Source organism: Salinispora cortesiana, from assembly GCF_000484695.1.
Lineage (GTDB): Bacteria > Actinomycetota > Actinomycetes > Mycobacteriales > Micromonosporaceae > Micromonospora > Micromonospora cortesiana.
In genome coordinates, this window is record NZ_AXVR01000014.1 from 40378 (window position 1) to 62600 (window position 22223).

Here is a 22223-nt window from a genome sequence, read left to right on the forward strand (position 1 = left end):
CCGAGGAGAGTCTCATGGTCGATGGTTCCGTCGCTCCGACCGTCGCTCCCTACCTCGCCTACGAGAACCCGGCGAAGGCCATCGAGTGGCTGATCAACACGTTCGGCTTTACCAAGCTGGCTGTCTTCGACGACGGGCAGGGCAACGTCTACCACGCCGAACTCCAGGTCGGCGACCAGGCTTTGATTATGATTAACGGTGCCAATTCGGCCCTGCGGATCGGCGATCCGTTGACGCTCGGTGCCGCGTCAGCCGGCACCTTCGTTCGTCGGGAGACCGACCCGGAGGTGAACGAGCTTCATCGTAGGGCGGTGGCCGCCGGTGCGGAGATCCTGCTCGAACCGGAGGCGAAGCCGCACGATTCCTACGAGTTCACCTGCCGTGACCCGCAGGGGCATGTGTGGACCTTCGCGACTTATCGCACCAGCCTCGGCTGAGGTCGTTGCGCGGCGGTCAGTTGAATGTTTGTCCGGCTTTGAGATAGGGATCAACGGAAACAATCATCGATCCGCGGAACGGCTCGTCGATGCCCTCGACCACGAAGAGTAAGAGACTGATCATGGTGGCGACGGCACATACGAGGAAAATGAGAGTGCGTCTGGTCCGGGTTGGGATCAGGCAGGACAGCAGAATAACAACCAGTGCGCCGAACAGGAGTGCGAACCACAACGTCGTCGGAAGTGCGGCGGTGGTGTAGGTGTAGCGGAGCTGGCGCGCTTCGCTCCACTTCTCCAGCTCCGACAGGGCGAGACTGTTGAGCTGCCCGTCCTTCTCTGACTTCGGATTGAACATCAGCAACACGTCGTGAACGTGGTTCTCCGCCTCGAGCTCGCCATCCGCGCTGGCTCCTTGCTGATAGGCGGGCCAGGCTTCGTCGACCATGAAGTCAACATGGGCGCGTAGCAAGCCCTGAAGTTGAGTTCGGGCGGGCTCGGGATGCTTGGAGACCGTGCGGTAGAGGGCGCTCAGGTCCGCCGCCTCGGTAGCGACAGCGAGGCCGGCATGGGTGTAGGTCCCGTACGCGGAGAAGGCGGTCAGGGCGAGCAGGAGTGCGTAGAAGGTGCCGCTGATCATGATGGTGTGCGTGATGAAGTTCAGCCACTTCGGCTCGTCGCCGAATGTCCGCCTGGCCCGCCCGTGTAGCAGGAACGCGCCCAGCACCGCGATCCCGACGAAGAACGTCAGGAAGGTGAGGAACAGTGCCCAGCCTGGTACCAGGTGGCTCCAGTCGCGCACGATGGCTGCTCCTCATCTGAATGGTGTTTCATGCCCAGATGAGAGGAGTGTGTCAAGTTTGTCGACGCTGGTAGCGGGGTTTCGCGACTGGGTGACGGCGTTGTCGGGCGGAGGTGGTGGGGCCGGCCGGTGCGAGGTGGTGCTTCGGCCTACGGGGCGGTCGTCTCACCTCCGCTGGCGAGTAGCGCCGCCAGCTGGTTGAGGACGGCCTTCCGGGCTCGGTAGTACACCCAGGTGCCCCGCCGCTCGGCGTCCACGAGCCCCGCTTCGCGCAGCGTCCGGAGGTGGTGCGAGATCGTCGGTCCGCTCAGGTCGAAGGCGGGGGTCAGGTCGCACACACACGCCTCGCCGTTCTCGGCGGAAGCGATCATCGACATCAGCTGGAGTCGCACTGGATCACCGAGTGCTTTGAACGCCGGAGCGAGGGCGGTGGCGACTTCCGCGGACACGCGCTGCTGCGCCAGGGGAGGGCAGCAGCGCGTGTCCTCGCCGAGGACGGTGTGGGGGAGTGGCGTCGCTTGCTTCGGCATCCGTCTAGGTTGACACCTCTCGAATCAGCGTGCAAGTGAATCATCCCGCAGGCATTGACTTGACAGACGTGAGAAAGATGCTCAACGGGGGGATTCATTGCTCGGGGCGCGATCCGGCGTTTCGGGCGGACCGAGCCGAGGAGTGTGCTGATGAATGACATCACTGTGCGGCCCATGCGCCGCGATGACGCCGACACCATCCTGGCGATCTACCAGGCGGGTCTCGACTCCGGCGATGCCAGCCTCGAAACCCAGGCCCCGACCTGGACGGAATTTGATGCCGGTCGGCTACCGGAGCACCGTTACGTCGCCGTTGACGACAGCGGCACGGCTCTTGGCTGGATCGCCGTATCGCAGGTCTCCACCCGCCGTGTGTATGCCGGAGTGGTGGAACACTCCGTCTACGTCGACCCCACGCAACAGGGGCGCGGCATCGCCCGGCTCCTGCTCACCACGCTGATCGCCGCCACCGAGGCAGCCGGGATCTGGACCATCCAGTCCGGCGTCTTCCCGGAGAACGTCGCCAGCCTGGCCCTGCATACCCGTGCGGGTTTCCGGGTCGTCGGCACCCGGGAGCGGGTCGCTCGTCAGCACGGCCGGTGGCGCGACGTGGTGCTGCTGGAGCGCCGCAGCCCGGTTATCATCTGACGAGTCGAGGGGGGCTATGGCCAGGCACATCGTCCTGTTGCGGGGCATCAATGTCGGTAGGCACAACCGGATCGCGATGGCCGAGTTCACCGCACTGCTCACCGACCTCGGCTACACGGACGTGCGGACGTTGCTCAACAGCGGGAACGCTGTGGTCACGACGCCGGACGCGGATTCGGCCGCAGTGGCGCGCAGGATCCGGAAGGGGATCAGCGACTCGTTTGGTCTGTCGATCGCCGTCATGGTGCGCAGCCGCGCCCTGGTCGAGGCGGTCATCGAGCGCAATCCCATGCCCGAGGAGGCGGAGCGCGCGCCGAGCTACTTCCACGTGGGTTTCTGTGACCCCGCGCCGCCCCAGGAACGCCTGGACTCGATCGACGCTGCGAAGCTTGGCGCGGATCGGATCATGGTCCGCGAGGGTACGTGCTATCTGTGGTTCGCCGAAGGGCCCCAGAACTCCCCCCTCGGCAAGGCGATCCGCGCCCACAAGCTCGGCGCGAACATGACCCTGCGCAGCTGGAACACGGTACGGAAACTGGTGTCCCTCGCTGGCCCGGTTGGCGCCGCTCCCGATCCCGGTTAGCCGAGCTGCGCGACGGTGCCGAGGACCAGGTCGGCTCTGCTGTCCAGCGGGCCGTCGAGCTCCAGCACCGGTGTGTCCGGCCAGGCGTCCAGCGGGTCGGCGTAGGCAAGTTCCAGCAGCGCGTCGTTCATTCGTGCGCGGAGGCCGGGCCACTCCGTTCCGGGGAGCAGCCGCTCCGTCTCGGGTGTGGGTACCGTGATGACCAGCAGGTCGAGCTGGGTGAAGGCGGCTCGGAGGGGCGTGTGACCGGCCTCCTCCGACGGGTCCGCGCCGGTCGCGACCAGGTATGCCAGGTAGTCCAACGGGGTGCGGTCAAAGATCGTGGCGGATGGCGACGGTGGCGAGCAGAGAATTCGGGCCGAGCGCGCCATCATCGCCCGGTAGTCCGCTGGCGACGGTGGAAACTGGAACTCGTACCCCTCCTCTTCGAGCAGGTGGTACGGCTCGTCCACCGCCACGTGGCCGGGCAGCCGGGCGCGTAGCGCCTCGACCAGTGTCGTCTTTCCGGTCCCGTGCGTCCCGGAGACCCCGATCCTCATGCGTACGTGCTCCTCGTGTCCTGCCAGGGTGGTGGGCGAGGGGTGGAACGGGTCAGGGGTTCGGTGCGTCGGTGAACAGTTCGATCAGTTCGCCGATGCGGTGGTCAGCCTCGGCCGGGTGCCGGAATCGGCCGGCCGGGTTGACGGTGTACGCGTTGCGCCGGCCAACCCGCTCTCGGTGCAGGTAGCCGGCGGCTTCCAGATCGGCGACGATGGCCTGTGCGGCCCGTTCGGTGATGCCGACAGCGGTGGCGACATCGCGCAGTCGCGTTGTCGGTTCCCGGGCGATGGCCAGCAGCACATGCGCGTGATTGGTCAGGAAGGTCCACCCCTTCGTCCCGTCCGCCGTCCTGGGCTGGGCCGCCTGAGCCATGATCACCATCCCGTCGTTGTCCGGTGTGTTGCTCGCCAATATAGGCATCCCAAGACACGAATGCAGCATCGTGACCAGAGCTCTGCCGAGTTGACATGGGAACCATATTTCGTGAATACTAGAGCGTAGTTTGAGGGGGAGTACCCGACGCACGACGCGCTGTCGTCAGTACGGATCCGGCCTATCCGGGTCTCGGCGGCGCGGTCGCCGGTTCCGCGGTGGCCCGGGAAGACCTTCGGCCGAGTAACGCCGGCCCACTGCCGTGGGCTCGGCTGGTCGAGAGGGTCACTCCGTCCATGTCTGTGTCCTGGTGGGTCTGGGCCGTCCTCATTCTGGCCGTCGCCGTGATGCTGTCAATCGACCTGTTCTTCCACCGCGACAACCATGTCATCGGCTTCCGGGAAGCTGCGCTCTGGTCCGGTATCTGGATCGCTGCCGGCCTGGCGTTCGGCGGCATCCTCTGGGTGTGGCAGGGCGGTGACGTGGCTGGCACCTACTTCGCCGGCTATCTGATCGAGAAGGCGCTCTCGATCGACAACGTGTTCATCTTCGCGCTGATCTTCGGCTACTTCGCCGTGCCGGCCGCGTTTCAGCACAAGGTGCTGTTCTGGGGCGTGATCGGTGCCCTGGTGTTCCGGATGGTGTTCATCATCGTCGGCGCCGAGCTGCTGGAGAGCTTCTTCTGGACCGCGTACCTGTTCGGCGCGTTTCTGATCTTCACGGGCTACCGGATGGCCTTCCGCCACGGCGGAGAGACGCCGCCGGACCGAAACCTGGTCGTCCGGATCGTCCGCCGAATCATTCCCACCGACTCGACCTACCACGGCAACCGGTTTTTCACCCGGATCAACGGCACGCGGGTGGCCACCCTGCTGTTCGTGGTGTTGATCGCGGTCGAGGCAACCGACCTGATCTTCGCCCTCGACTCGGTCGCGACGATTCTGGCCATCACCACCAGCACCTTCATCGTCTGGACGGCGAACGCGTTCGCCCTCCTCGGCCTGCGCAGCCTGTATTTCTGCCTCGCCGGGTTGCTGCGCCGGTTCGTGCACCTGCACTACGGCCTGGCCGTGCTGCTCGCCTTCGCCGGCGTCAAGCTGATCCTCTCCGAGACCCCGGTCGGCAAGCTACCCATCCCGGTCACCCTCGGCGTGATCGTGGCGACCATCGCGGTCTCCATCGGGTGGAGTCTGCACAGCACCCGCGCGAACACCAGCACGGCCGCCGAAGACCGGCCCGAGGCTGGTGCGTCGGCCGGCACCTGAGCCAGGGCACACTCGTGGGGACGGACCATGCCGCGGTTGGGCCATCGGTGCAGCGGGAAGCGCTGACGGCCCGCCGCTGTTAGGATGCGGGGTATCGAATCGGTCCGGTACCCAATGGGCCGGCATCGAGTGGGGTCGGCGTCTGATCGGGCCGGCATCGAATCGGGCTGACGCGGTAGTCGTCGGCTCGGACCAGGGAGCGCAGACGTGGTAGGTGACGACGACATCTCCGGGTGATCCCGGAGTGTCCAGCCAGTGAGCGGGTGCGCATCAGTGGCACCGCCGCCCTGGCTGTCCCATCGTCGTTAAACCTTCCCTGGGTAGCCCTGGTGCGCCCACCTCACCCGCGAGGTCCTGTCGATGTCCGACGCTTCCGTCGTTTGCACCCGTCTCTCCTTCGCCTGGCCCGACGGCACCACCGTCTTCCAGGACCTGTCCTTTTCCGTCGGCGCCGGGCGTACCGGCCTGGTCGCGCCCAATGGGGCCGGCAAGACCACCCTGCTCCGGCTGATCGCCGGCGAACTCGACCCCACCGCCGGCCACGTCACGGTCAACGGCACCCTCGGCTATCTGGCGCAGAACCTGCCGCTGGCCGGTGACGTGACCGTCGCGGAGGTGCTCGGCGTCGCCACGACCGTCGCCGCCCTGCACGCCATCGAAGCTGGCGATGCTCGCGAGGAACACTTCGCCGCGGTCGGTGACGACTGGGATGTCGAGGAGCGCAGCCGCGCCGAGCTGGACCGGGTCGGGCTCGGCGAGCTCGCCCTCGACCGCCAGCTGGGCACGCTCAGCGGCGGCCAGATCGTCGCCCTCGGGCTGGCCGCCCAGTTGCTGCGTGGCCCCGACGTACTGCTGCTCGATGAGCCCAGCAACAACCTCGACATCGACGCCCGGCACCGCCTGTATGCCGTCCTGCGGGACTGGTCCGGGTCCTTGCTGGTGGTCAGCCACGACCGGGCACTGCTGGACCAGATGGAGCGGATTGCCGAGTTGAACACGGGTGAGGTCCGGTTCTTCGGTGGGAACTTCACCGCCTATCAGGAGGCGACGCAGGCCGCCCAGGAGGCCGCCCAACGGCATGTCCGCTCCGCTGAACTTGAGGTCAGGCGGGAGAAGCGGGAGATGCAGCAGGCCCGTGAGCGGGCCGAGCGCCGTTCCAACAACGCCGCGCGCAACGTCAAGAACGCCGGACTGCCCAAAGTCATCGCCGGTGGCCTCAAGCGGCGTGCCCAGGAGTCGGCCGGCAAGGCCGACGAGACGCACGCCGCTCGGGTCGCCGACGCGCGCGTCCGCCTCGACGAGGCCAGTCGCGCGCTGCGCGACGACGCCAGCATCACCGTCGAACTACCCGACACGGCGGTGCCCGCCGGGCGTACCCTCGTCGCGGCGAAGGGGCTGCGGGTCCGCGGCCTCTTCGCCGGCGAGGGCGTCGACCTGACCGTCCGGGGCCCGGAGCGGATCGGGCTCACCGGCCCGAACGGCGTCGGTAAGTCGACCCTGCTGCGTCTGCTGGACGGCTCCCTGCCCCCGGAAGCGGGAACTCTACGGCGGGCAGACGGTCGGCTGGCCTACCTGTCGCAGCGCCTCGACCTACTCGACCCCGACATGACAGTGGCGGAGAACTTCGGCCGGTACGCGCCGGACCGACCGCAGTCGGAACGGATGAACCTGTTGGCCCGGTTCCTGTTCCGGGGAGTGCGGGCGCACCTGCCGGTCGGGGTGCTCTCCGGTGGGGAGCGGCTGCGCGCCACGCTCGCCTGCGTCCTGTACGCCGAGCCGGCTCCGCACCTGTTGTTGCTCGACGAGCCGACCAACAACCTTGACTTGGTCAGCATTCGGCAGCTGGAGACCGCGCTACAGGCATATCGGGGGGCGTTCGTGGTGGTCAGCCACGACGAAGGGTTCCTCACCGAGATCGGGGTACGGCGGTGGTTGCGGATCGACGACGGGCAGCTACGGGAGTTCGCCGTCCCCGATGGCGGCTGACGCCGGTTGGCCGGGCGGCGCGGGGCAGCGTTCCCGGTGCGCGGTTGTGGGCGGGAGTGACCAGGTCAGGGGCGCAGCCCGGCGATGAGGAGCTCAACCAGGCGGCGCGCGTCGTAGCGGGGGTCCCGACCGGCGCCGATGCACAGGTTGCCCACGCCGCGCATGAGTTCGTAGGCCGCCACGTCGGGGCGTACCTCACCCGTGGTGGCCGCGGCGTCGAGTAGCCGGGCGCACACGGGGACGAGGCGGTCGAGGAAGTAGGCGTGCAGCGCCTCGAAGGCGGCGTCGTCGGACTGGAGCGCTTCGGCGAGGCCGTGCTTGGTGACCAGGAAGTCGACGAAGAGGTCGATCCACTGTGTCAGGGCGGCGTAGGGGGTGTCGCTCGCTGCTAGCAGGGTCGGGCCGGCCTCGGCGGCGGCTTCGACCTGGTGCCGGTAGACGGCGACGACGAGGTCGGCGCGGGTCGGGAAGTGGCGGTAGATCGTGCCGACACCCACCCCGGCCCGGGCGGCGATGTCGCGTACCGGCACGTCCACGCCGGCGGCGAGAAAGGCGGTGGCGGCCGCCTCGAGCAGGCTCTGCTCGTTGCGTCGGGCATCGGCCCGCTTCCGCGCGGACGTCTGCGGCCCACGGTCGGGTGCGCCCACGATGCTGTTACCTCCATCACAATCAATTGGATGTGGAACCAGGTTTCGTATTCTTGGGGCAATCGGAACAAGGTTCCGCTTGCTTGCGCGTCCGGCCGGCCGCTCAGGTCCACGTATGCGCATCACCCAGCACTATCAAGGAGCTCTATCCATGTTCAACAGCGACGTAGCGGCAGGAGCGCCCACTCCGATTGTCTCGGTCAGCCCGGTGACCCTGCCGGCCGGGGACCGTGGCGAGGACCTGCGGTTGCGGATCTCGGCCCCCGTGGTTGGACGCGAACTACCAATCCTCATCTTCTCGCACGGCTTCGGCAAGTCGATGCGGGCATACGCCCCACTGGTCGACTACTGGGCAGCCCAGGGCTTTGTGGTGGCCCAGCCCACCCACCTCGACTCCCGTACGCTGAACATCGCGCCCGACGATCCTCGGCACCCGGAGATCTGGCGTTTCCGCGTCGCCGACCTGAAGCGTACGCTCGACGACCTCGACCTGATCGAGGCCGCCGTTCCCAGTCTCGAAGGACGACTCGACCGCGGCCGGATCGCCGCGGCTGGGCACTCCTGGGGTGGCCAGACGGTCGGCATGCTGCTGGGCGCGCGGGTCCTCGGAGCGGATGGCCTTCCCGGCGAGAACATGTCCGACTCCCGGGTCACCGCCGGTGTGCTGCTTTCCACAACTGGCACCGGCGGGGCCGACCTGAGTCCTTTCGCGGCTGAACACTTCCCCTTCATGAGCCCAAGCTTCGCGGAGATGACGACGCCGGCGCTCGTGGTCGCGGGGGACAAGGACCAGTCGCCGCTCTCCGTGCGCGGGCCGGACTGGTTCACCGATCCGTATCACCTGAGCCCGGGCCCCAAGAGCCTGCTCACCCTGCACGGGGCGGAGCACTCCCTGGGTGGAATCGCCGGCTACACCGTCACCGAAACGACCGACGAAAGTCCCGAGCGAGTCGCCCTCGTCCAGCAGCTCACCGCGGCATACCTGCGCAGTGCGCTCTATCCCGGCGACGACACCTGGGCGACGGTATGGGCCGCGCTGCGGGACGACATCGATCGGTTGGGGCAGATCTCGGTCAAGTGACCGGGTCGTCGCAACGGTGATTCCCCGATGCGGAACTGCGGTGGACGCAGACACGTTCACCGCAGTTCCGCCCTCCTATCGCCTAACTCTCGAAATATCAGCGAAGCGGGGCCGCCTCGTCCTCAACTCCGACGCAGGGTGCGGACCTCCTCACCCGAGACGCCACTGCTGATTGGCGCCGCCGTGGCACTGGTAGGTCTGCAGCCGAGCGCCGTCGGAGCTGTCTCCATTCTTGACATCAAGGCACTTGTTCGCCTGCGGGTTGACGAGTTCTCCCGCGCTGGTAAACACCCACTGCTGGGCTGGGTTGCCGCTGCAGTACGCGAGTTGTACCACCGCGCCGTTTTCGACCGACCCCCAGGCCACGTCCATGCAGAGGCCGACCGCCCGGATCGTTCCGTCGCCCGGGAGCGTCCAGTCCTGGGCGTTGGTGCCGTTGCAGTGCCACAGGTTCAGGTACTGGCCATCGGCCCCGTTGGCGCCCGGCACGTCAACGCACTTGTCGGCGAGGCCGATGATTCGGTGGGTTGATCCGCCGCCAGACGTGGTTAGCGACAGTCCGTAGCGGGACAGGATCTCGTTGACCGGCTGGTAGACGGTGCTGCCGCCGGTGGTGCAGTTGCCCGAGCCACCCGAGGTGACGCCCTGTGCCTGGGTGCCGGCGACGAAGGACCCGCCGGAGTCGCCGGGTTGGGCGCAGGCGGTACTGCGGACCATCCCGTAGACGGGTCCGGCGGAGTAGTTGACGGTGACGTTCTTGGCGGTGATGGTGCCGCACTGCCAACCGGTGGTCCGGCCAGATCGGCAGACCGCAGCACCGACCGAGGCTTCCTGTGATCCGGTCACCGTGACCACATTGCCGTCGTAAGTGGAAACCCAGGGCCGGGGGTCCAGTTGGCGTTGGTTTCGACCCAGCCGAGGTCGTCGCCGGGGAACGAGGAGCCCCGGATGACCCCCTGCGCGGCTCCGGAGCCGGTGGTGGGTTCACCGACATTGCCGCAGTGCCCGGCGGTGACGAACCCGCCAGCGACCGCAAAGCCAATCGAGCAGATCAGGCGGCTGTTGATGACGTACTGGTCGCCGCCGCGGATGTCGTAGAGCGGGCGGTAGGCGTCGTGGCTGACCACCACCGACACCGCATCGTCGGGCAGCCCCGCCGCGCGGGCGAACCTGGTGGCCGCCGCGGCGTTGCTGGCCTCGATCGACACGGTGTTGCTGGGCAGAGCGACATGCCAGGCATGCACCGCGGCGCCGGCGACTGCCGCCCGCCGGTCCAGCTTGGTGGTGAACCCGCGCAGCTCGGCGAGGCTGCGGGCGACGATCCGGGGCTCTGCCCCGGCCGCGCGAACCTTCTTGGCGCGTGCGGGGTCGGTCAACCCGACCACCGCGGCGCGCCCGTCGGCGGTGACCCAGGTTCCGGCGTACGCCTCGGCCAGCTCGGCCCGCATCCGCGGCTCGATCGAGGACGCGGTGGCGTCAACGGCGAGTCGCGTGGCCAGCTCCGCGGCGGTCAGGCCGAGGTCTCGGCGCAGTGCCTCGAGTTGGCCGGCTGGGATCATCGCCGGCGCGGCGGCGGCCGGCGTGGCGGGGGTCGTTGAGGTGGCGGACGCGCCCGCAGGCGGGACGACCGGGCGGGCGGCGGCGGGGGTGGCGGTGACAACGAGACAGGTGCCGAGGGCGAGACCCATCAGCGCGCTCAGCTTGCGGCTCATTCGCGTGACCTCCAGGGGGCGGTGGCGGTGGGATCACGAGAGCGCTCTCACAGTTAAGTTAACTTATTGTTTACATGCATGTCAATTTTATTTATTCCCCGGAGATTAAGGATCTTAATTGTTGGCTACTGGATCTGAGCGGCGTCGGGGGCGGTTTAGCCATCTCGGCCAGATCGAATTCTGGGGCTGGCCGGCGCCACCGGTCACTCCGTCGTCAGGCGAGACTTCTGCACTTTGCCCAGGGCGTTGCGGGGTAGGGCGTCAACCCGCCGTACCTGCCGCGGGCGCTTGTGCGCCGACAACTGCCGGGCCACGAAGTCGATCAACTCCGACTCCGTCACGCCGTCGCTCACCACGTACGCCGTCACCTGCTGGCCCAGGTCGGAGTCGGGGAGGCCGACCACGGCAGCCTCCCGGACCCCCGGGTGGGCCAGCAGCGCGTCCTCCACCTCGCCGGCGCCGATCCGATAGCCGCCACTCTTGATCAGGTCGGTGGCGGCCCGGCCGACGATCTGATGCCAGCCGTCCGGACCAATCGTGGCCACGTCGCCGGTGCGGAACCACCCGTCGGACGTGTGGCTGGCCGCATCGGCCTCCGGTCGGTGCAGGTATCCGTCGAAGAGGGTGGGGCCGCGCACCTGCAACTCGCCCATCGTCTCCCCGTGGGCGGGCAGCGGAGCGTCGCCGTCGTCAACCAGGCGGGTACGCACCCCGGGCAGCGGCAGCCCCACCGCGTCTGGCCGGTGCGGACCGTCAGCGCGGGCGCTGACCGTGATCAACGTCTCGGTCATGCCGTACCGTTGCACGACTCGGCGGCCGGTCAGCGCGGCGAGACCGGTGCCGACGGCCGTGGGCAGGGCGGCGCTGCCCGAAACCAGCAGCCGGGCCGAGCGCAGGGCCCGGGCGGCCGCCGGCGCGGCGGCGATTCGGGACCAGATGGTCGGCACCCCGAAGTAGAGCGAGCCGGCCGCGTCCGCGTACCGCTCCGGGGTGGGCCGGCCCACGTGCTGCAGCCGGCTGCCCAGCCGCAGCGGGCCGAGCACACCGAGGACCAGGCCGTGCACGTGGAACAGGGGCAGCCCGTGCACCAGCAGATCGTCCGGGGTCCAGCCCCAGGCGTCGGCGAGCCCGTCCAGACAGGCGGCGATGGCCCGGCGGGAGAGCACCACCCCCTTCGGTGCCCCGGTGGTGCCGCTGGTGTAGAGGATCAGCGCGGTCTCGGCGGGATCGGGCTCCGGGCGGATGCTGTCCGCCCGGCGGGTGAGGTCGACCGGGATGAGAGGCCGGCCAGAGTAGTCGCCCCGACGTTTCCCGTGCGCCGGCACGAGTACCGCCTCGGCGGCCGAGTCGCGCAGGATGTGGTCCCGTTCCCGCGGCCCGGCATCCGGCGGCACCGGCACGACCGCCGTGCCCGCCAGCAGCGCTCCGGCGACACCGACCACCGTCGCCAGATCCGTGCTGGCCTCGACCGCCACCCGGTCCAGGCCGTGCAGGTCGTCGGCGACGGCCGCGGCGAGCCGCCGCAGCTCTACCCAGGACGCGCCCCGGTCGTTGACCTGGACCGCGTCCGGCCGCTCGTCAACGGACTCGGACAACCAGCTGAGTAGCCGCACCGGCTCACCTCTCCGCGCGTCGGATCCTCCGACCGTAGTCGCGCCCCTCCGCACCAGCCACCCGGCCCTGGCCGCCCCGCCCCGGCCGCCCCGCCCCGGCCAGGTCGGTGCAGCGCAGTGGCGGTGTGGCGGTGCGGCGAGGCGGATTCGCCTCCGGGTTTTGACGATGTTTGACGTTGTAACATTGCCAAGCGTGACAACCGTGAACATCGGGCCGACCGGGCAGGCCATCGACACCACCCGGCATCGGGCGCTCGGCACCGTCAGCCGGGCGTCAATCCTGGAATTGACCCGCGCTGCCGACGGTGGCCTCACCATCGCCGAGATCAGTACGCGGACCGGCCTGCACCCCTCCACCGCCCGCAGCCACCTCGACCGGCTCGTCAACGCCGGTCTGCTGGTCAAGGCCCGCGCCAGCGGGGGCCAGCCGGGACGGCCGGCCTGGCGCTACCGCACGGTGCCCGAGGAGGCCCCCGCCCCGGCGCCGTACCGCGCCCTCACCGCGGCCCTGCTCGATCACCTGGCCCGGCAGAGTCGGGGTGACGCCCGGGCCGAGGCCGCCCGCGCCGGCCACGACTGGGGGCGGCATCTCGCGGCGGCGACACCCCGAGGGGCGAAACCGGTCGACACCGCGATAGCGGTCCTGCATGGCCTGGGTTTCGACCCCGACCTGAAGCAGGCGGCGGACGGGCACACCGAGATCCACCTGCACACCTGTCCCTTCCTCGAACTGGTGAGTCAGAATCCGGACGCCATCTGCGGGCTGCACGTCGGCGTCGTCCGGGGCGCGCTGGAGCAGGCGGGCGCCCCAACCAGCGACGCCGTGCTGGAGCCGTTCGGCGCGCCCACCGCCTGTGTGGTGCGGCTCTCTCTCCCGTTCGACGCCACCCAACCGGTATGAGCACCCAGTCGCCGGCGGCCCCCGGCGCCACCGACCCCGTCACCGCCCAGCGGCCGGTCAGGCGCCAGCGCGTGCTCCGCCGCTATCTGCCCCCGCAGCACGGTGCCTGGGCGATGCTGCTCCTGCCGTACCTGGTCGGGGTCGCCGTGGTCGGGCCGGGGTGGCCGCAGCTGCCGCTGCTCGGTGCCTGGTTGGCCGGCTACCTGCTGTCCTACTACGTCTTCCAGGCCGTCAAGAGTCGCCGCCCAGGCCGGTTCCTTGCCCAGCTCCGGCTCTACGCCCTGGTTGCGGCGCCGTTGGCGGTGGCGGTGGTGGTCGTTCGGCCAGCTGTGCTCTGGTACGCCCCGGCTTTTGCGGCGCTGCTGGCGGTCAACGCCGGGTACGCCTGGCGCCGGCGCGAGCGGGCCCTGCTCAACGACCTCGCCTCGGTGGTGCAGAGCTGCCTGCTGATCTTTGTCGTGGCCACGGTCGCGGGTGTGTCGCCGGAGCGGGTTGTCCCGGCCTTCGTGGTGCTGTTGCTCTACCTGACCGGCACCGTCTGCTACGTCAAGACCATGATCCGGGAGCGCGGCAGCGCCTCCTACCGGCGCCTGTCCATCGGCTTCCACCTGGCGGCGCTGGTCGTGGCGACCCTGCTCGACGTGGGGCTCGCCCCGATCTTCCTGGTGTTGTTGATCCGGGCGTGGCTGCTGCCCGGCCGTGGGCTGCGCCCCGCCCCGGTTGGCATGATCGAGATCGCCTGCTCGGTCCTGGTGCTCGTCACGCTGGTGCTGGTCTCCTGACGGAGTGACCCCCACGGCCGCGTAGCCGTGGGGGTCACTCCGAAGGACTCAGCCGCGCAGCATTCCCGGGCCGAACACGTCGTAGCCGATCCGGTCCTTCGACACGCCTCGGCGGAGGAGCTCGGCGCGGACCTGGTACATGAACGGCACCGGCCCGCAGAGGTGGATGTTGGCCCCGGCCGGTACCGGGATCTGGCTCGGGTCCACGCGGCCGGCGGTGACCTTCGCCTTCAGCCGATCCAACTCACCCTCGGCGGCGTCCTCGTACCACAGCTGTGCCGACAAGTTCGGCAGCTGCTCCGCCAGCTCCGGGAGCTCGTGGCGGCGGGCGTGCGCGGCGGCGCTGCGGTCGGCGTGCACCAGCACCACCTCCCGGTCGGGCTCGGTCGCGGCCAGGTGGTGCAGGGCCGACATCGCCGGGGTGAGGCCGATCCCGGCGCTGACCAGCAGCAGCGGACCCGCGTCCCCGACCGCGCTGACCTCGCCGAACGGCGGGCTGAGCCGGAGCGTGTCACCGGCGGTCACCCGCTCGTGCAGGAGGGTCGAGACCACGCCTTCGGGGGCGTCGCCGGTGGCACGAACCCGCTTGACGGTGATCTGCCAGAAGGACTCGCCGGGTCGGCCGGAGAGGCTGTACTGCCGGATCTGTTGCCCCCCACCGTCCAGGTCGACCGCGACCGAGACGTACTGCCCGGGCGTGAAGGTGGGTAGCGGGCCACCATCGGCCGGGACCAGGCGGAAGGAGATGACATCCGCTGTCTCCTGAATGCACTCCACGACCTGCCAGTGCCGCCACACCGACCCGTCCTCGCCCACCCCGGCCTGGGTGTAGAGCCGCGCCTCCCGGGCGATCAGCTCGCAGGCGAGCAGCCAGTACACCTCGTCCCAGGCAGCCGCGACCTCGTCGGTCACTGCCTCACCGAGCACCTCGCCGACCGCGGCGAGCAGGTGCCGGCCGACGATCGTGTACTGGGTGGCGGTGATGCCGAGCGAGGCGTGTTTGTGGGCGATCCGGCTCAGGATCAGCTCCCACGACTTCTCGTCGCCGCCGTCGATGAGGTGCTCGGCGTAGGCGACCACGGAGGCGGCGAGCGCGGCCGGCTGCTCCCCGGTGGCCTGGTGGCCCTTGTTGAAGATGTTCAGCAGCTCCGGGTGGGCCTTGAACATTCGCTGATAGAACCGGCTGGTGATCGCTTCACCGTGCGCCTGCACAGCGGGCAGGGTCGCCGTTACCACTGCTGCTGAGGATTGCGAGAGCAAGACCACTCCTTTGGACATCGATCGGCGTAAAAGGTCGTGGCTTCCTTGGCTCGCCTCCCGGACGAGTACGCGGAATCGTGACCTGGTTCCATCGAACCGACACCCAATAGCCCAGATCAGGGCCGAAGGTCCTGGATTCTGCGCGGAGCTCGTCACCCCCGATTTCGGGACGAGGAGCGGGTTGGCAGCGTCGGCGGCCCTTCCCAGCCTGGCCGAGACGGTCGCGGTCTGGTCCCGTAGCTGCGGTAGACGACGTACGGTCGGGTGACGTAGCCGATCGGCGCGCTGAAGGCGTGCACCAGCCGGGTGAACGGCCAGAACGCGAAGAGGGCGAACGCGGCCACGACGTGGAGTTGGAAGCCGATCGGCACGCTGGTCATGAGCTCGGGATCGGGGCTGAAATAGAACAGCGACCGAAACCAGGGCGAGAGGTCCGCGCGGTAGTCGTAGCCCCCTTCGGTGATGTTGCCCCGCACCGTGTTCCACAGTCCCAACACGATGACGGCCGCGAGAAACACGTACATCGCTTTGTCGTTGCGGGTGGTGGCGGCGAAGACGGGGCCGGTGAAGCGGCGGCGGGCGATCAGGATGACCATTCCGGCGAGGGTGCAGAAGCCGGCGATGGTGCCGATGAAGACGGCCATGAAGTGGTAGTTGTGCTCGGTGATGCCGACGGCCTCGGTCCAGGACTTGGGGATGAGCAGGCCGACCACATGTCCGATCAACACCATGAGTACGCCGAAGTGGAACAGTGGGCTGCCCCAGCGCAACAAGGCGGTCTCGTACAGCTGGGTGGAGCGGGTGGTCCAGCCGAACTTGTCGTAGCGATAGCGCCAGATCAGCCCGCCGACCAGGATCGTGATGGCCAGGTACGGGTAGACCACCCAGAGCAGCACGTGCACCGTGTTCATCTGCGCCCCCCGGTGGTGTCGACGAGTCCGTACGGTTCGAGGCCGACCTCCTCGGCCGGCGGACCGGTGCGGGCCAGCCGGAGCGCGGCGGCGAGGTCGGCGGGGCGCGGGGCGGGCAGCATGGCTCGGATCGCCTCTACTGCGTGCCGGTACGCGGACTCCTCCTTGCCCAGCGACTCGGCGAGTAGGTCGAGGCCGACCCGGTTGTCGTGCAGCAGCCGCCATCCGGTGTCGTCTTCGGCGGCCAGATCGAGCAGTGCCGGCAGGTAGTCGGGCAGCTCGCCGTCGACCACCGTCAGGCCGGCGGCCTTGTACGCGGCGGCGAAGCCGACGAGCGCCTCGCCGCGGCGGCGGGTGTCGCCGCAGGTGTAGTAGCTAAGGTGCAGGCAGCACCGGCGGCGGAAGTCGAACAGCTGCACGTACCCGGCGCGCAGGTCGCCGGGAGCGGTTGATTCACGATGGGTCAGCACCTGCCGTAGCGGCTCCGCCACGGCATCGGGTAGTGCGTCGAGGGCGGCCCGGATGATCGGCAGCGCGGCGAGGACCTCCTCGTCGGGGTAGCGCAGCAGCAGCGAGGCGGCGCGGGCGGCGACGGGCCGCCAGGTCATCGGTTCGGTGTTCATGGCTGGTCCCGGTTGATGTCGAGGACGCCGGGGCTGGTCACGTCGCCGCCCTCGCCGGCCGGGTCCTTCTGCGGCCGGGCTCCGGTCCGGTTGCCCGCACCACCGGCGTCGATCAGGTTGGTCCGCTGGGCCGGGTTGCTGGGTTCGGCCAGGGAGTCGGCCCGCTGCCGGCTGCGCTGTGCGTCGAAGGTCTCCACCTGGATCGGTACGGGCGTGCCGGAGGATTCCCCGAAGGGGCCCTGTCCGTAGGGTCCGCCGCCGCCCATCCCGGGGCCGCCCTCGTAGTCCAGGGCGCACTCGGTGGCGATCTTCTCCAGGCGGTGGGCGTCCTCGGCGTGGGCGGCGGGGATGACGTAGCGCTGTTCGTACTTGGCGACCGCCAGGAGGCGGTACATGTCGTCCACCTCGTCGGTGGTCATGCCGACGCTGGCGGGGATGGCGTCGTCCGGTGTCTCGCCGAGGTTGCTGCGGCGTTGGTAGGCACGCATGGCGGCGAGCCGGCCGAGCGCCGCGCGTACGGGTGCTGGATCGCCGGCGGTGAAGAGCTCCGCGAGGTAGTCGACGGGGATGCGGAGGGCGTCGATCGCGCCGAAGAGGTTGCCGGCCGCCTCACCGTCGTGGCCGGTGTCGCGCAGCACGTCCACCACGGGGGACAGGGGTGGGATGTACCAGACCATCGGCATGGTCCGGTACTCCGGGTGCAGCGGCAACGCCACCTCGTACTTCATGATCAGGTCCCAGATCGGGGACTGCTGGGCGGCCTCGATCCAGTCGTCGGGGATCCCACCGGCCCGCGCGGCGGTCACGACGTCGGGGTCGTGGGGGTCGAGGAAGACCGAGCGCTGCGCCGCGTAGAGATCCTGTTCGGCTTCGGTGGCGGCGGCCTCGGCCACCCGGTCGCTGTCGTAGAACATGAGGCCGAGGTAGCGCAGCCGGCCGACGCAGGTCTCGGAGCAGATGGTCGGCTGCCCGATCTCGATGCGGGGAAAGCAGAACGTGCACTTCTCCGCCTTGCCGGTGCGGTGGTTGAAGTACACCTTCTTGTACGGGCAGCCGGTGATGCACATTCGCCAGCCGCGGCAGCGGTCCTGATCGACCAGCACGATGCCGTCCTCGCTGCGTTTGTAGATCGCACCGGAGGGACAGGACGCGGCGCAGGACGGGTTGAGGCAGTGTTCGCAGATTCGGGGCAGGAAGAACATGAAGGTCTTCTCGTACTCCTGTCGTACCTGCTCGGACACCTTCGCCAGCACCGGATCACCCGCCGTGACCTCGTTCCCGCCGGCCAGGGAGTCGTCCCAGTTCGCACTCCAGGTGATCTTCATGTCCTCGCCGGTGAGCAGGGACTTCGGCCGGGCGACCGGGATGTCGTCGCTGGACGGCGCGGTGATCAGGTGCTCGTAGTCGTAGGTCCAGGGCTCGTAGTAGTCCTGCATGGAGGGCAGCTTCGGGTTGGCGAAGATGGTGAACATCCGCTTCAGGCGTCCGCCCGAGCGGGGCTTGAGCCGCCCGGAGCGGGTACGCACCCAGCCGCCCTGCCATCGCTGCTGGTTCTCGTAGGTACGCGGGTAGCCCTGGCCGGGGCGGGTCTCCACGTTGTTGAACCAGACGTACTCCACCCCGGATCGGTTGGTCCACGCCTGCTTGCAGGTCACCGAGCAGGTATGACACCCGATGCACTTGTCCAGGTTCATGACCATCGCCATCTGCGTCATCACCCGCATCAGTACCGCACCTCCTGCGAACGGCGTCGGACCACCGTCACCTCGTCGCGCTGGTTGCCGGTCGGCCCGAGATAGTTGAACGCGAAGGCGAGCTGCGCATATCCGCCGATCAGGTGGGTGGGCTTGACCAGCAGCCGGGTCAGCGAGTTGTGTATCCCGCCGCGACGGCCGTTGATCTGCGCCTTCGGTACGTCGATCACCCGTTCCTGCGCGTGATAGACGTAGACGGTGCCCTCGGGCATCTTGTAGCTGACCACCGCCCGGCAGACCAGCACACCGTTGCGGTTGACCGCCTCGATCCACTCGTTGTCCCGTACCCCGATCTTCGCCGCGTCCGCCTCGCTCATCCACATCGTCGGCCCACCGCGGGACAGCGTCAGCATGAGTAGGTTGTCCTGGTACTCCGAGTGAATCGCCCACTTCGAGTGCGGGGTCAGATACCGTACGGTGATCTCCAACTCGCCGTTGGCGCCGAGCCGTGGCTCACCGAAGAGCCGGTGGATGTCCAGTGGCGGCCGGAAGATCGGCAGCGCCTCGCCCGTCTCGTGGATCCAGTCGTGGTCCAGGAAGAAGTGCTGCCGCCCGGTCAATGTGTGCCACGGCTTCAGCCGCTCCGTGTTGATCGTGAACGCCGAGTACCGGCGACCACCGTGCTCACTGCCCGACCACTCCGGACTTGTGATCACCGGAACCGGACGGGACTGGGTGTCCGCGAACGTGATCTGCTTCCCCTCCGCCTCGGCGGCGAGGTCCGCCAAGCGCTGACCGGTGCGCCGTTCCAGAAATCGGAAGCCCTCGGTGGCGATGCGGCCGTTGGTGGTGCCCGACAGCGCCAGGATGGCCTCACACGCCCGGATGTCGGTGTCCAGCCGGGGCCGGCCGTCGGCTGCGCGACCCCGCACCACGCCGTTGACCCGCCGCAGATAGTCGATCTCTCGGTTCACATCGACGGTGACCGCCTTGTTCGTGGTTCCCAGCCGGTCCAGCAGGGGGCCCAGCGCGGCCATCTGGTCGGCGACCGCGCCATAGTCTCGCTCCACGACCACGAACTTCGGCATCGTCCGGCCCGGCACCGCGGGAGCGTCGCCGGTGCGCCAGTCGCGCACGACCCCGCCCGGAGTAGCCATCGCATCTGGGGTGTCGTGCAGCAGTGACGTCGCCACCAGGTCCTTGCGCACCCCGAGATGCCGGCGGGCCAGGGCGGAGAAGGCCTTGGCGATCCCGTGGAAGGCGGTGAAGTCGGTGCGGGTCTGCCACGGTGGGTTGATCGCCGGGGTGAAGGCGTTCACGAACGGGTGCATGTCGGTGGTGCTGAGATCATGCTTCTCGTACCAGGTGGCCGCCGGTAGTACCACGTCGGAGAAGAGCGTGGTCGAGGTCATCCGGAAGTCGAGACTCAGCAGCAGGTCGAGCTTGCCCTCCGGGGCCTCGTCGCGCCACACGACATCGGCCGGGCGACTGTCGGCCGGAGCCTGCTCCGCCCGCAGGTTCGACTCGGTGCCGAGCAGGTGACGCAGGAAGTACTCGTTGCCCTTGCCGGAGGAGCCGAGCAGGTTCGCCCGCCAGACCGTCAACACCCGGGGCCAGTTCGCCGGGGCGTCCGGGTCGGTGCCGGCGAAGCCAAGTCGGCCATCGACCAGTGCGTCGGCGACGTAGCGCGCCGGGTCGTCGGGGTTCGCGGCGAGCGCCTCGTCGGCGAGATCAAGCGGGTTCCGGTCGAAGGTGGGCATCGAGGGCATCCAGCCCAGCCGGGTCGACTGGGCCAACAGGTCGATGGTGTGCTTGCCGGCGAAGGCGCCGGTGCCGGTGGGAGCGGCGATGGCGTCGGCGGAGTACGTGTCGTAGCGCCACTGGTCCGTGTGGACGTACCAGAAGGCGGTGCCGATCATCTGCCGGGGCGGACGGACCCAGTCCAGTGCGAACGCGAGCTGCTGCCAGCCGGTCACCGGCCGGCACTTCTCCTGCCCCACGTAGTGCGCCCACCCGCCGCCGTTGACCCCCTGGCAGCCGGTCAGCGTAGTCAGCGCCAGCATCGCCCGGTAGGTGGTGTCGGAGTGGAACCAGTGGTTCGTACCGGCCCCCATCACGATCATCGAGCGGCCACCGGAGCGTTCGGCGTTGTCCGCGAACTCCCGGGCCACCCGGGCCACCTGCGCCGCCGGTACGCCCGTGATCGGCTCCTGCCACGCCGGCGTGTACGGTTCGGCGGCATCGTCGTACCCGGTCGGCCAGCTACCGGGCAGGCCGGGACGGGCGACGCCGTACTGGGCGAGCATCAGGTCGAACACGGTGGTGACCAGCCGTCCGCCGACCCGGCTGGTGGGCACGCCGCGACGCAGCACCTCCGGCTGGTCGGTGTCGAACCGGGGCAGCTGCACCTCCACCGCCTCGCCGCCGGCACAGCTCAGCCGGGGCACGATCTCGCCCAGCTCGAGGTTCCACCGACCGACGCCGGCCTCGCTGTAGCGGTCCCCGAGTGACCCGTTCGGCACCGCTGGCCCGTCCGCGACGGAATCCCACAGCACCGGCCGGAAGGCCGCCTCCTTGTCGTCCTTCCCCAGGTCGGCAGCGGTGACGAACTTTCCGGGGCGGTAGCCGCCATCGGCTGCCGGCTCCAGGCCGACCAGGTACGGCAGATCAGTGAAGCGGCGCGCGTAGTCGAAGAACCGGGGCGTGTTCCAGTCGACGTAGAACTCCCGGAGGATGACGTGCCCCATCGCCATCGCCAGCGCCCCGTCGGTGCCGGGCTGGGCGGGCATCCACTCGTCGGCGAACTTGACGTTGTCGGCGAAGTCCGGGCTGACCACCACGACCTTCTGGCCCCGGTACCGCGCCTCGGCCATCCAGTGCGCGTCCGGGGTGCGGGTCACCGGCACGTTGGAGCCCCACATGATGAAGTAGGAGGCGTCCCACCAGTCCCCGGACTCCGGCACGTCGGTCTGGTCGCCGAACATCTGCGGGGAGGCCACGGGCAGGTCCGCGTACCAGTCGTAGAACGACAACATCGATCCGCCGATCAGCGACAGGAACCGCGCCCCCACCGCGTGCGACACCATCGACATGGCTGGGATGGGGGAGAAGCCGGCGATCCGATCCGGTCCGTACTCGGCGATGGTGTGCACGTGCGCCGCGGCGACCAACTCCAGCGCCTCGTCCCAGGAGACCCGGACCAGGCCGCCCTTGCCCCGCGCCTGCTGGTACCGACGTCGCCGCTGCGGATCGGCCTGAATCTCGGCCCACGCCGCCAGCGGGTCACCCAGCCGCTGCCGGGCCTCGCGGTACATCTCCATCAACACACCCCGGGCGTACGGGTAGCGCACCCGCGTCGGCGAGTAGGTGTACCAGGAGAACGCCGCCCCCCGGGGGCAGCCCCGCGGCTCGTACTCCGGCCGATCCGGGCCGACACTCGGGTAGTCGGTCTGCTGCTGTTCCCAGGTGATGATGCCGTCGCGGATGTACACCTTCCAGGAGCACGAACCGGTGCAGTTCACGCCGTGGGTGGAGCGCACCACCTTGTCGTACGACCAACGGTCTCGATAGAAGGCATCCGCCTCCCGCCCGCCGACCTGGTAGAGCGCCCGGCCGTCGGGGGCGACCTCGGCCCGGCGTACCAGGCCGCCCACGGCCAGCAGCGCCCGGCTCGCGTGCTCCGTCGTGCCCGTCATACGCCTCATTCCTCACCGGTGACCGCGAGAACACCCGATGGGATGACTCGTCCCCCAGCTTGACGCAGATAGCCGGATAAATCAGGCCATATCGACGCGATCGCCTATCTCAGTGGCGCGGGCGGATTCTCCCGTCCGACGGAA

Annotated in this window: 19 protein-coding genes and 1 pseudogene; 8 read left to right on the forward strand and 12 right to left on the reverse strand. The window is 69.0% G+C overall.

Annotated elements, in window-relative coordinates; translation table 11 throughout:
* The first annotated feature begins 14 nt into the window (after positions 1 to 14).
* On the forward strand, positions 15 to 437 hold the full coding sequence (locus K228_RS0109120; protein ID WP_025618169.1) for a VOC family protein: 423 nt from the start codon (positions 15 to 17) through the stop codon (positions 435 to 437).
* A gap of 16 nt (positions 438 to 453) precedes the next feature.
* On the opposite strand, the gene K228_RS0109125 is transcribed toward K228_RS0109120, so the two are convergent.
* Entirely contained in the window at positions 454 to 1236 is a 783-nt protein-coding gene (locus K228_RS0109125) for a bestrophin-like domain (protein WP_025618170.1), read from the reverse strand.
* Positions 1237 to 1385: 149 nt separating this feature from the next.
* Positions 1386 to 1766 carry an ArsR/SmtB family transcription factor gene (locus K228_RS0109130; RefSeq protein ID WP_025618171.1) on the reverse strand — a complete coding sequence of 127 codons (381 nt, stop codon included), beginning with the start codon at positions 1764 to 1766 and terminating at the stop codon, positions 1386 to 1388.
* A 150-nt stretch (positions 1767 to 1916) separates the two neighbouring features.
* On the opposite strand from K228_RS0109130, the gene K228_RS0109135 reads away from it, so the two are divergent.
* On the forward strand, positions 1917 to 2414 hold the full coding sequence (locus K228_RS0109135) for a GNAT family N-acetyltransferase (protein ID WP_025618172.1): 498 nt from the start codon (positions 1917 to 1919) through the stop codon (positions 2412 to 2414).
* A gap of 16 nt (positions 2415 to 2430) precedes the next feature.
* Entirely contained in the window at positions 2431 to 2997 is a 567-nt protein-coding gene (locus K228_RS0109140; protein ID WP_025618173.1) for a DUF1697 domain-containing protein, read from the forward strand.
* Here the strand turns inward: K228_RS0109140 and K228_RS0109145 are convergent.
* Both K228_RS0109145 and K228_RS0109150 read right to left on the reverse strand, forming a co-directional pair.
* Positions 2994 to 3536: an AAA family ATPase gene (locus K228_RS0109145; protein WP_025618174.1), complete on the reverse strand. Its 543-nt coding sequence runs from the start codon at positions 3534 to 3536 to the stop codon at positions 2994 to 2996. The two genes, K228_RS0109140 and K228_RS0109145, sit on opposite strands and share 4 nt — an antisense overlap.
* 52 nt (positions 3537 to 3588) lie before the next feature.
* Positions 3589 to 3918: a helix-turn-helix transcriptional regulator gene (locus K228_RS0109150; protein ID WP_025618175.1), complete on the reverse strand. Its 330-nt coding sequence runs from the start codon at positions 3916 to 3918 to the stop codon at positions 3589 to 3591.
* 287 nt (positions 3919 to 4205) lie between these two features.
* Between K228_RS0109150 and K228_RS0109155 the strand changes: the two genes are divergently transcribed.
* Together K228_RS0109155 and K228_RS0109160 are read left to right on the forward strand one after the other, a co-directional pair.
* A complete protein-coding gene (locus K228_RS0109155; RefSeq protein ID WP_025618176.1) occupies positions 4206 to 5174 on the forward strand; it encodes a TerC family protein in 969 nt (322 codons plus the stop codon).
* 360 nt (positions 5175 to 5534) lie between these two features.
* Positions 5535 to 7160, forward strand: a complete 1626-nt coding sequence (locus K228_RS0109160; RefSeq protein ID WP_025618177.1) for an ABC-F family ATP-binding cassette domain-containing protein — start codon at positions 5535 to 5537, stop codon at positions 7158 to 7160.
* Between the two features lie 65 nt (positions 7161 to 7225).
* On the opposite strand, the gene K228_RS0109165 is transcribed toward K228_RS0109160, so the two are convergent.
* Positions 7226 to 7807, reverse strand: a complete 582-nt coding sequence (locus K228_RS0109165) for a TetR/AcrR family transcriptional regulator (protein WP_025618178.1) — start codon at positions 7805 to 7807, stop codon at positions 7226 to 7228.
* A 151-nt stretch (positions 7808 to 7958) separates the two neighbouring features.
* Here K228_RS0109165 and K228_RS0109170 point away from each other — a divergent pair, with 151 nt between their 5' ends.
* Entirely contained in the window at positions 7959 to 8888 is a 930-nt protein-coding gene (locus K228_RS0109170) for an alpha/beta hydrolase family protein (RefSeq protein WP_025618179.1), read from the forward strand.
* Between the two features lie 150 nt (positions 8889 to 9038).
* On the opposite strand, the pseudogene K228_RS25445 reads toward K228_RS0109170, so the two are convergent.
* Both K228_RS25445 and K228_RS0109180 read right to left on the reverse strand, forming a co-directional pair.
* A pseudogene (locus tag K228_RS25445) lies at positions 9039 to 10600 on the reverse strand (ricin-type beta-trefoil lectin domain protein).
* 203 nt (positions 10601 to 10803) lie between these two features.
* Positions 10804 to 12213: an acyl-CoA synthetase gene (locus K228_RS0109180; RefSeq protein WP_025618180.1), complete on the reverse strand. Its 1410-nt coding sequence runs from the start codon at positions 12211 to 12213 to the stop codon at positions 10804 to 10806.
* Positions 12214 to 12415: 202 nt separating this feature from the next.
* On the opposite strand from K228_RS0109180, the gene K228_RS0109185 reads away from it, so the two are divergent.
* Together K228_RS0109185 and K228_RS0109190 are read left to right on the forward strand one after the other, a co-directional pair.
* Positions 12416 to 13114 carry a helix-turn-helix transcriptional regulator gene (locus K228_RS0109185; protein ID WP_025618181.1) on the forward strand — a complete coding sequence of 233 codons (699 nt, stop codon included), beginning with the start codon at positions 12416 to 12418 and terminating at the stop codon, positions 13112 to 13114.
* Positions 13111 to 13896 (forward strand): YwiC-like family protein, encoded by a 786-nt coding sequence (locus K228_RS0109190; RefSeq protein ID WP_025618182.1) that lies wholly within the window; start codon positions 13111 to 13113, stop codon positions 13894 to 13896. Before K228_RS0109185 ends, K228_RS0109190 begins: the two co-directional genes overlap by 4 nt.
* 48 nt (positions 13897 to 13944) lie before the next feature.
* Here K228_RS0109190 and K228_RS0109195 read toward each other — a convergent pair whose 3' ends face one another.
* From K228_RS0109195 to K228_RS0109215, 5 genes are all read right to left on the reverse strand, one after another.
* Positions 13945 to 15162 (reverse strand): globin domain-containing protein, encoded by a 1218-nt coding sequence (locus tag K228_RS0109195; RefSeq protein WP_025618183.1) that lies wholly within the window; start codon positions 15160 to 15162, stop codon positions 13945 to 13947.
* 146 nt (positions 15163 to 15308) lie between these two features.
* Positions 15309 to 16067, reverse strand: a complete 759-nt coding sequence (gene narI, locus K228_RS0109200) for a respiratory nitrate reductase subunit gamma (protein ID WP_025618184.1) — start codon at positions 16065 to 16067, stop codon at positions 15309 to 15311.
* Positions 16064 to 16690, reverse strand: coding sequence for a nitrate reductase molybdenum cofactor assembly chaperone (gene narJ, locus K228_RS0109205; protein ID WP_025618185.1), 627 nt, complete (start codon positions 16688 to 16690; stop codon positions 16064 to 16066). Before narJ ends, narI begins: the two co-directional genes overlap by 4 nt.
* Positions 16687 to 18414 carry a nitrate reductase subunit beta gene (gene narH / locus K228_RS0109210; RefSeq protein WP_025618186.1) on the reverse strand — a complete coding sequence of 576 codons (1728 nt, stop codon included), beginning with the start codon at positions 18412 to 18414 and terminating at the stop codon, positions 16687 to 16689. Before narH ends, narJ begins: the two co-directional genes overlap by 4 nt.
* Positions 18414 to 22079: a nitrate reductase subunit alpha gene (locus tag K228_RS0109215; RefSeq protein ID WP_025618187.1), complete on the reverse strand. Its 3666-nt coding sequence runs from the start codon at positions 22077 to 22079 to the stop codon at positions 18414 to 18416. The genes narH and K228_RS0109215 overlap by 1 nt, the downstream gene beginning before the upstream one ends.
* Positions 22080 to 22223 lie beyond the last annotated feature (144 nt).

Coding starts and splice junctions, on each gene's coding strand:
- K228_RS0109145 (WP_025618174.1), bottom strand. CDS start 3,536: ATGAGGATCGGGGTCTCCGGGACGCACGGGACCGGAAAGACGACACTG.
- K228_RS0109140 (WP_025618173.1), top strand. CDS start 2,431: ATGGCCAGGCACATCGTCCTGTTGCGGGGCATCAATGTCGGTAGGCAC.
- K228_RS0109155 (WP_025618176.1), top strand. CDS start 4,206: ATGTCTGTGTCCTGGTGGGTCTGGGCCGTCCTCATTCTGGCCGTCGCC.
- K228_RS0109215 (WP_025618187.1), bottom strand. CDS start 22,079: ATGACGGGCACGACGGAGCACGCGAGCCGGGCGCTGCTGGCCGTGGGC.
- narI (WP_025618184.1), bottom strand. CDS start 16,067: ATGAACACGGTGCACGTGCTGCTCTGGGTGGTCTACCCGTACCTGGCC.
- K228_RS0109150 (WP_025618175.1), bottom strand. CDS start 3,918: ATGGTGATCATGGCTCAGGCGGCCCAGCCCAGGACGGCGGACGGGACG.
- K228_RS0109130 (WP_025618171.1), bottom strand. CDS start 1,766: ATGCCGAAGCAAGCGACGCCACTCCCCCACACCGTCCTCGGCGAGGAC.
- K228_RS0109190 (WP_025618182.1), top strand. CDS start 13,111: ATGAGCACCCAGTCGCCGGCGGCCCCCGGCGCCACCGACCCCGTCACC.
- K228_RS0109135 (WP_025618172.1), top strand. CDS start 1,917: ATGAATGACATCACTGTGCGGCCCATGCGCCGCGATGACGCCGACACC.
- K228_RS0109120 (WP_025618169.1), top strand. CDS start 15: ATGGTCGATGGTTCCGTCGCTCCGACCGTCGCTCCCTACCTCGCCTAC.
- narJ (WP_025618185.1), bottom strand. CDS start 16,690: ATGAACACCGAACCGATGACCTGGCGGCCCGTCGCCGCCCGCGCCGCC.
- narH (WP_025618186.1), bottom strand. CDS start 18,414: ATGCGGGTGATGACGCAGATGGCGATGGTCATGAACCTGGACAAGTGC.
- K228_RS0109160 (WP_025618177.1), top strand. CDS start 5,535: ATGTCCGACGCTTCCGTCGTTTGCACCCGTCTCTCCTTCGCCTGGCCC.
- K228_RS0109170 (WP_025618179.1), top strand. CDS start 7,959: ATGTTCAACAGCGACGTAGCGGCAGGAGCGCCCACTCCGATTGTCTCG.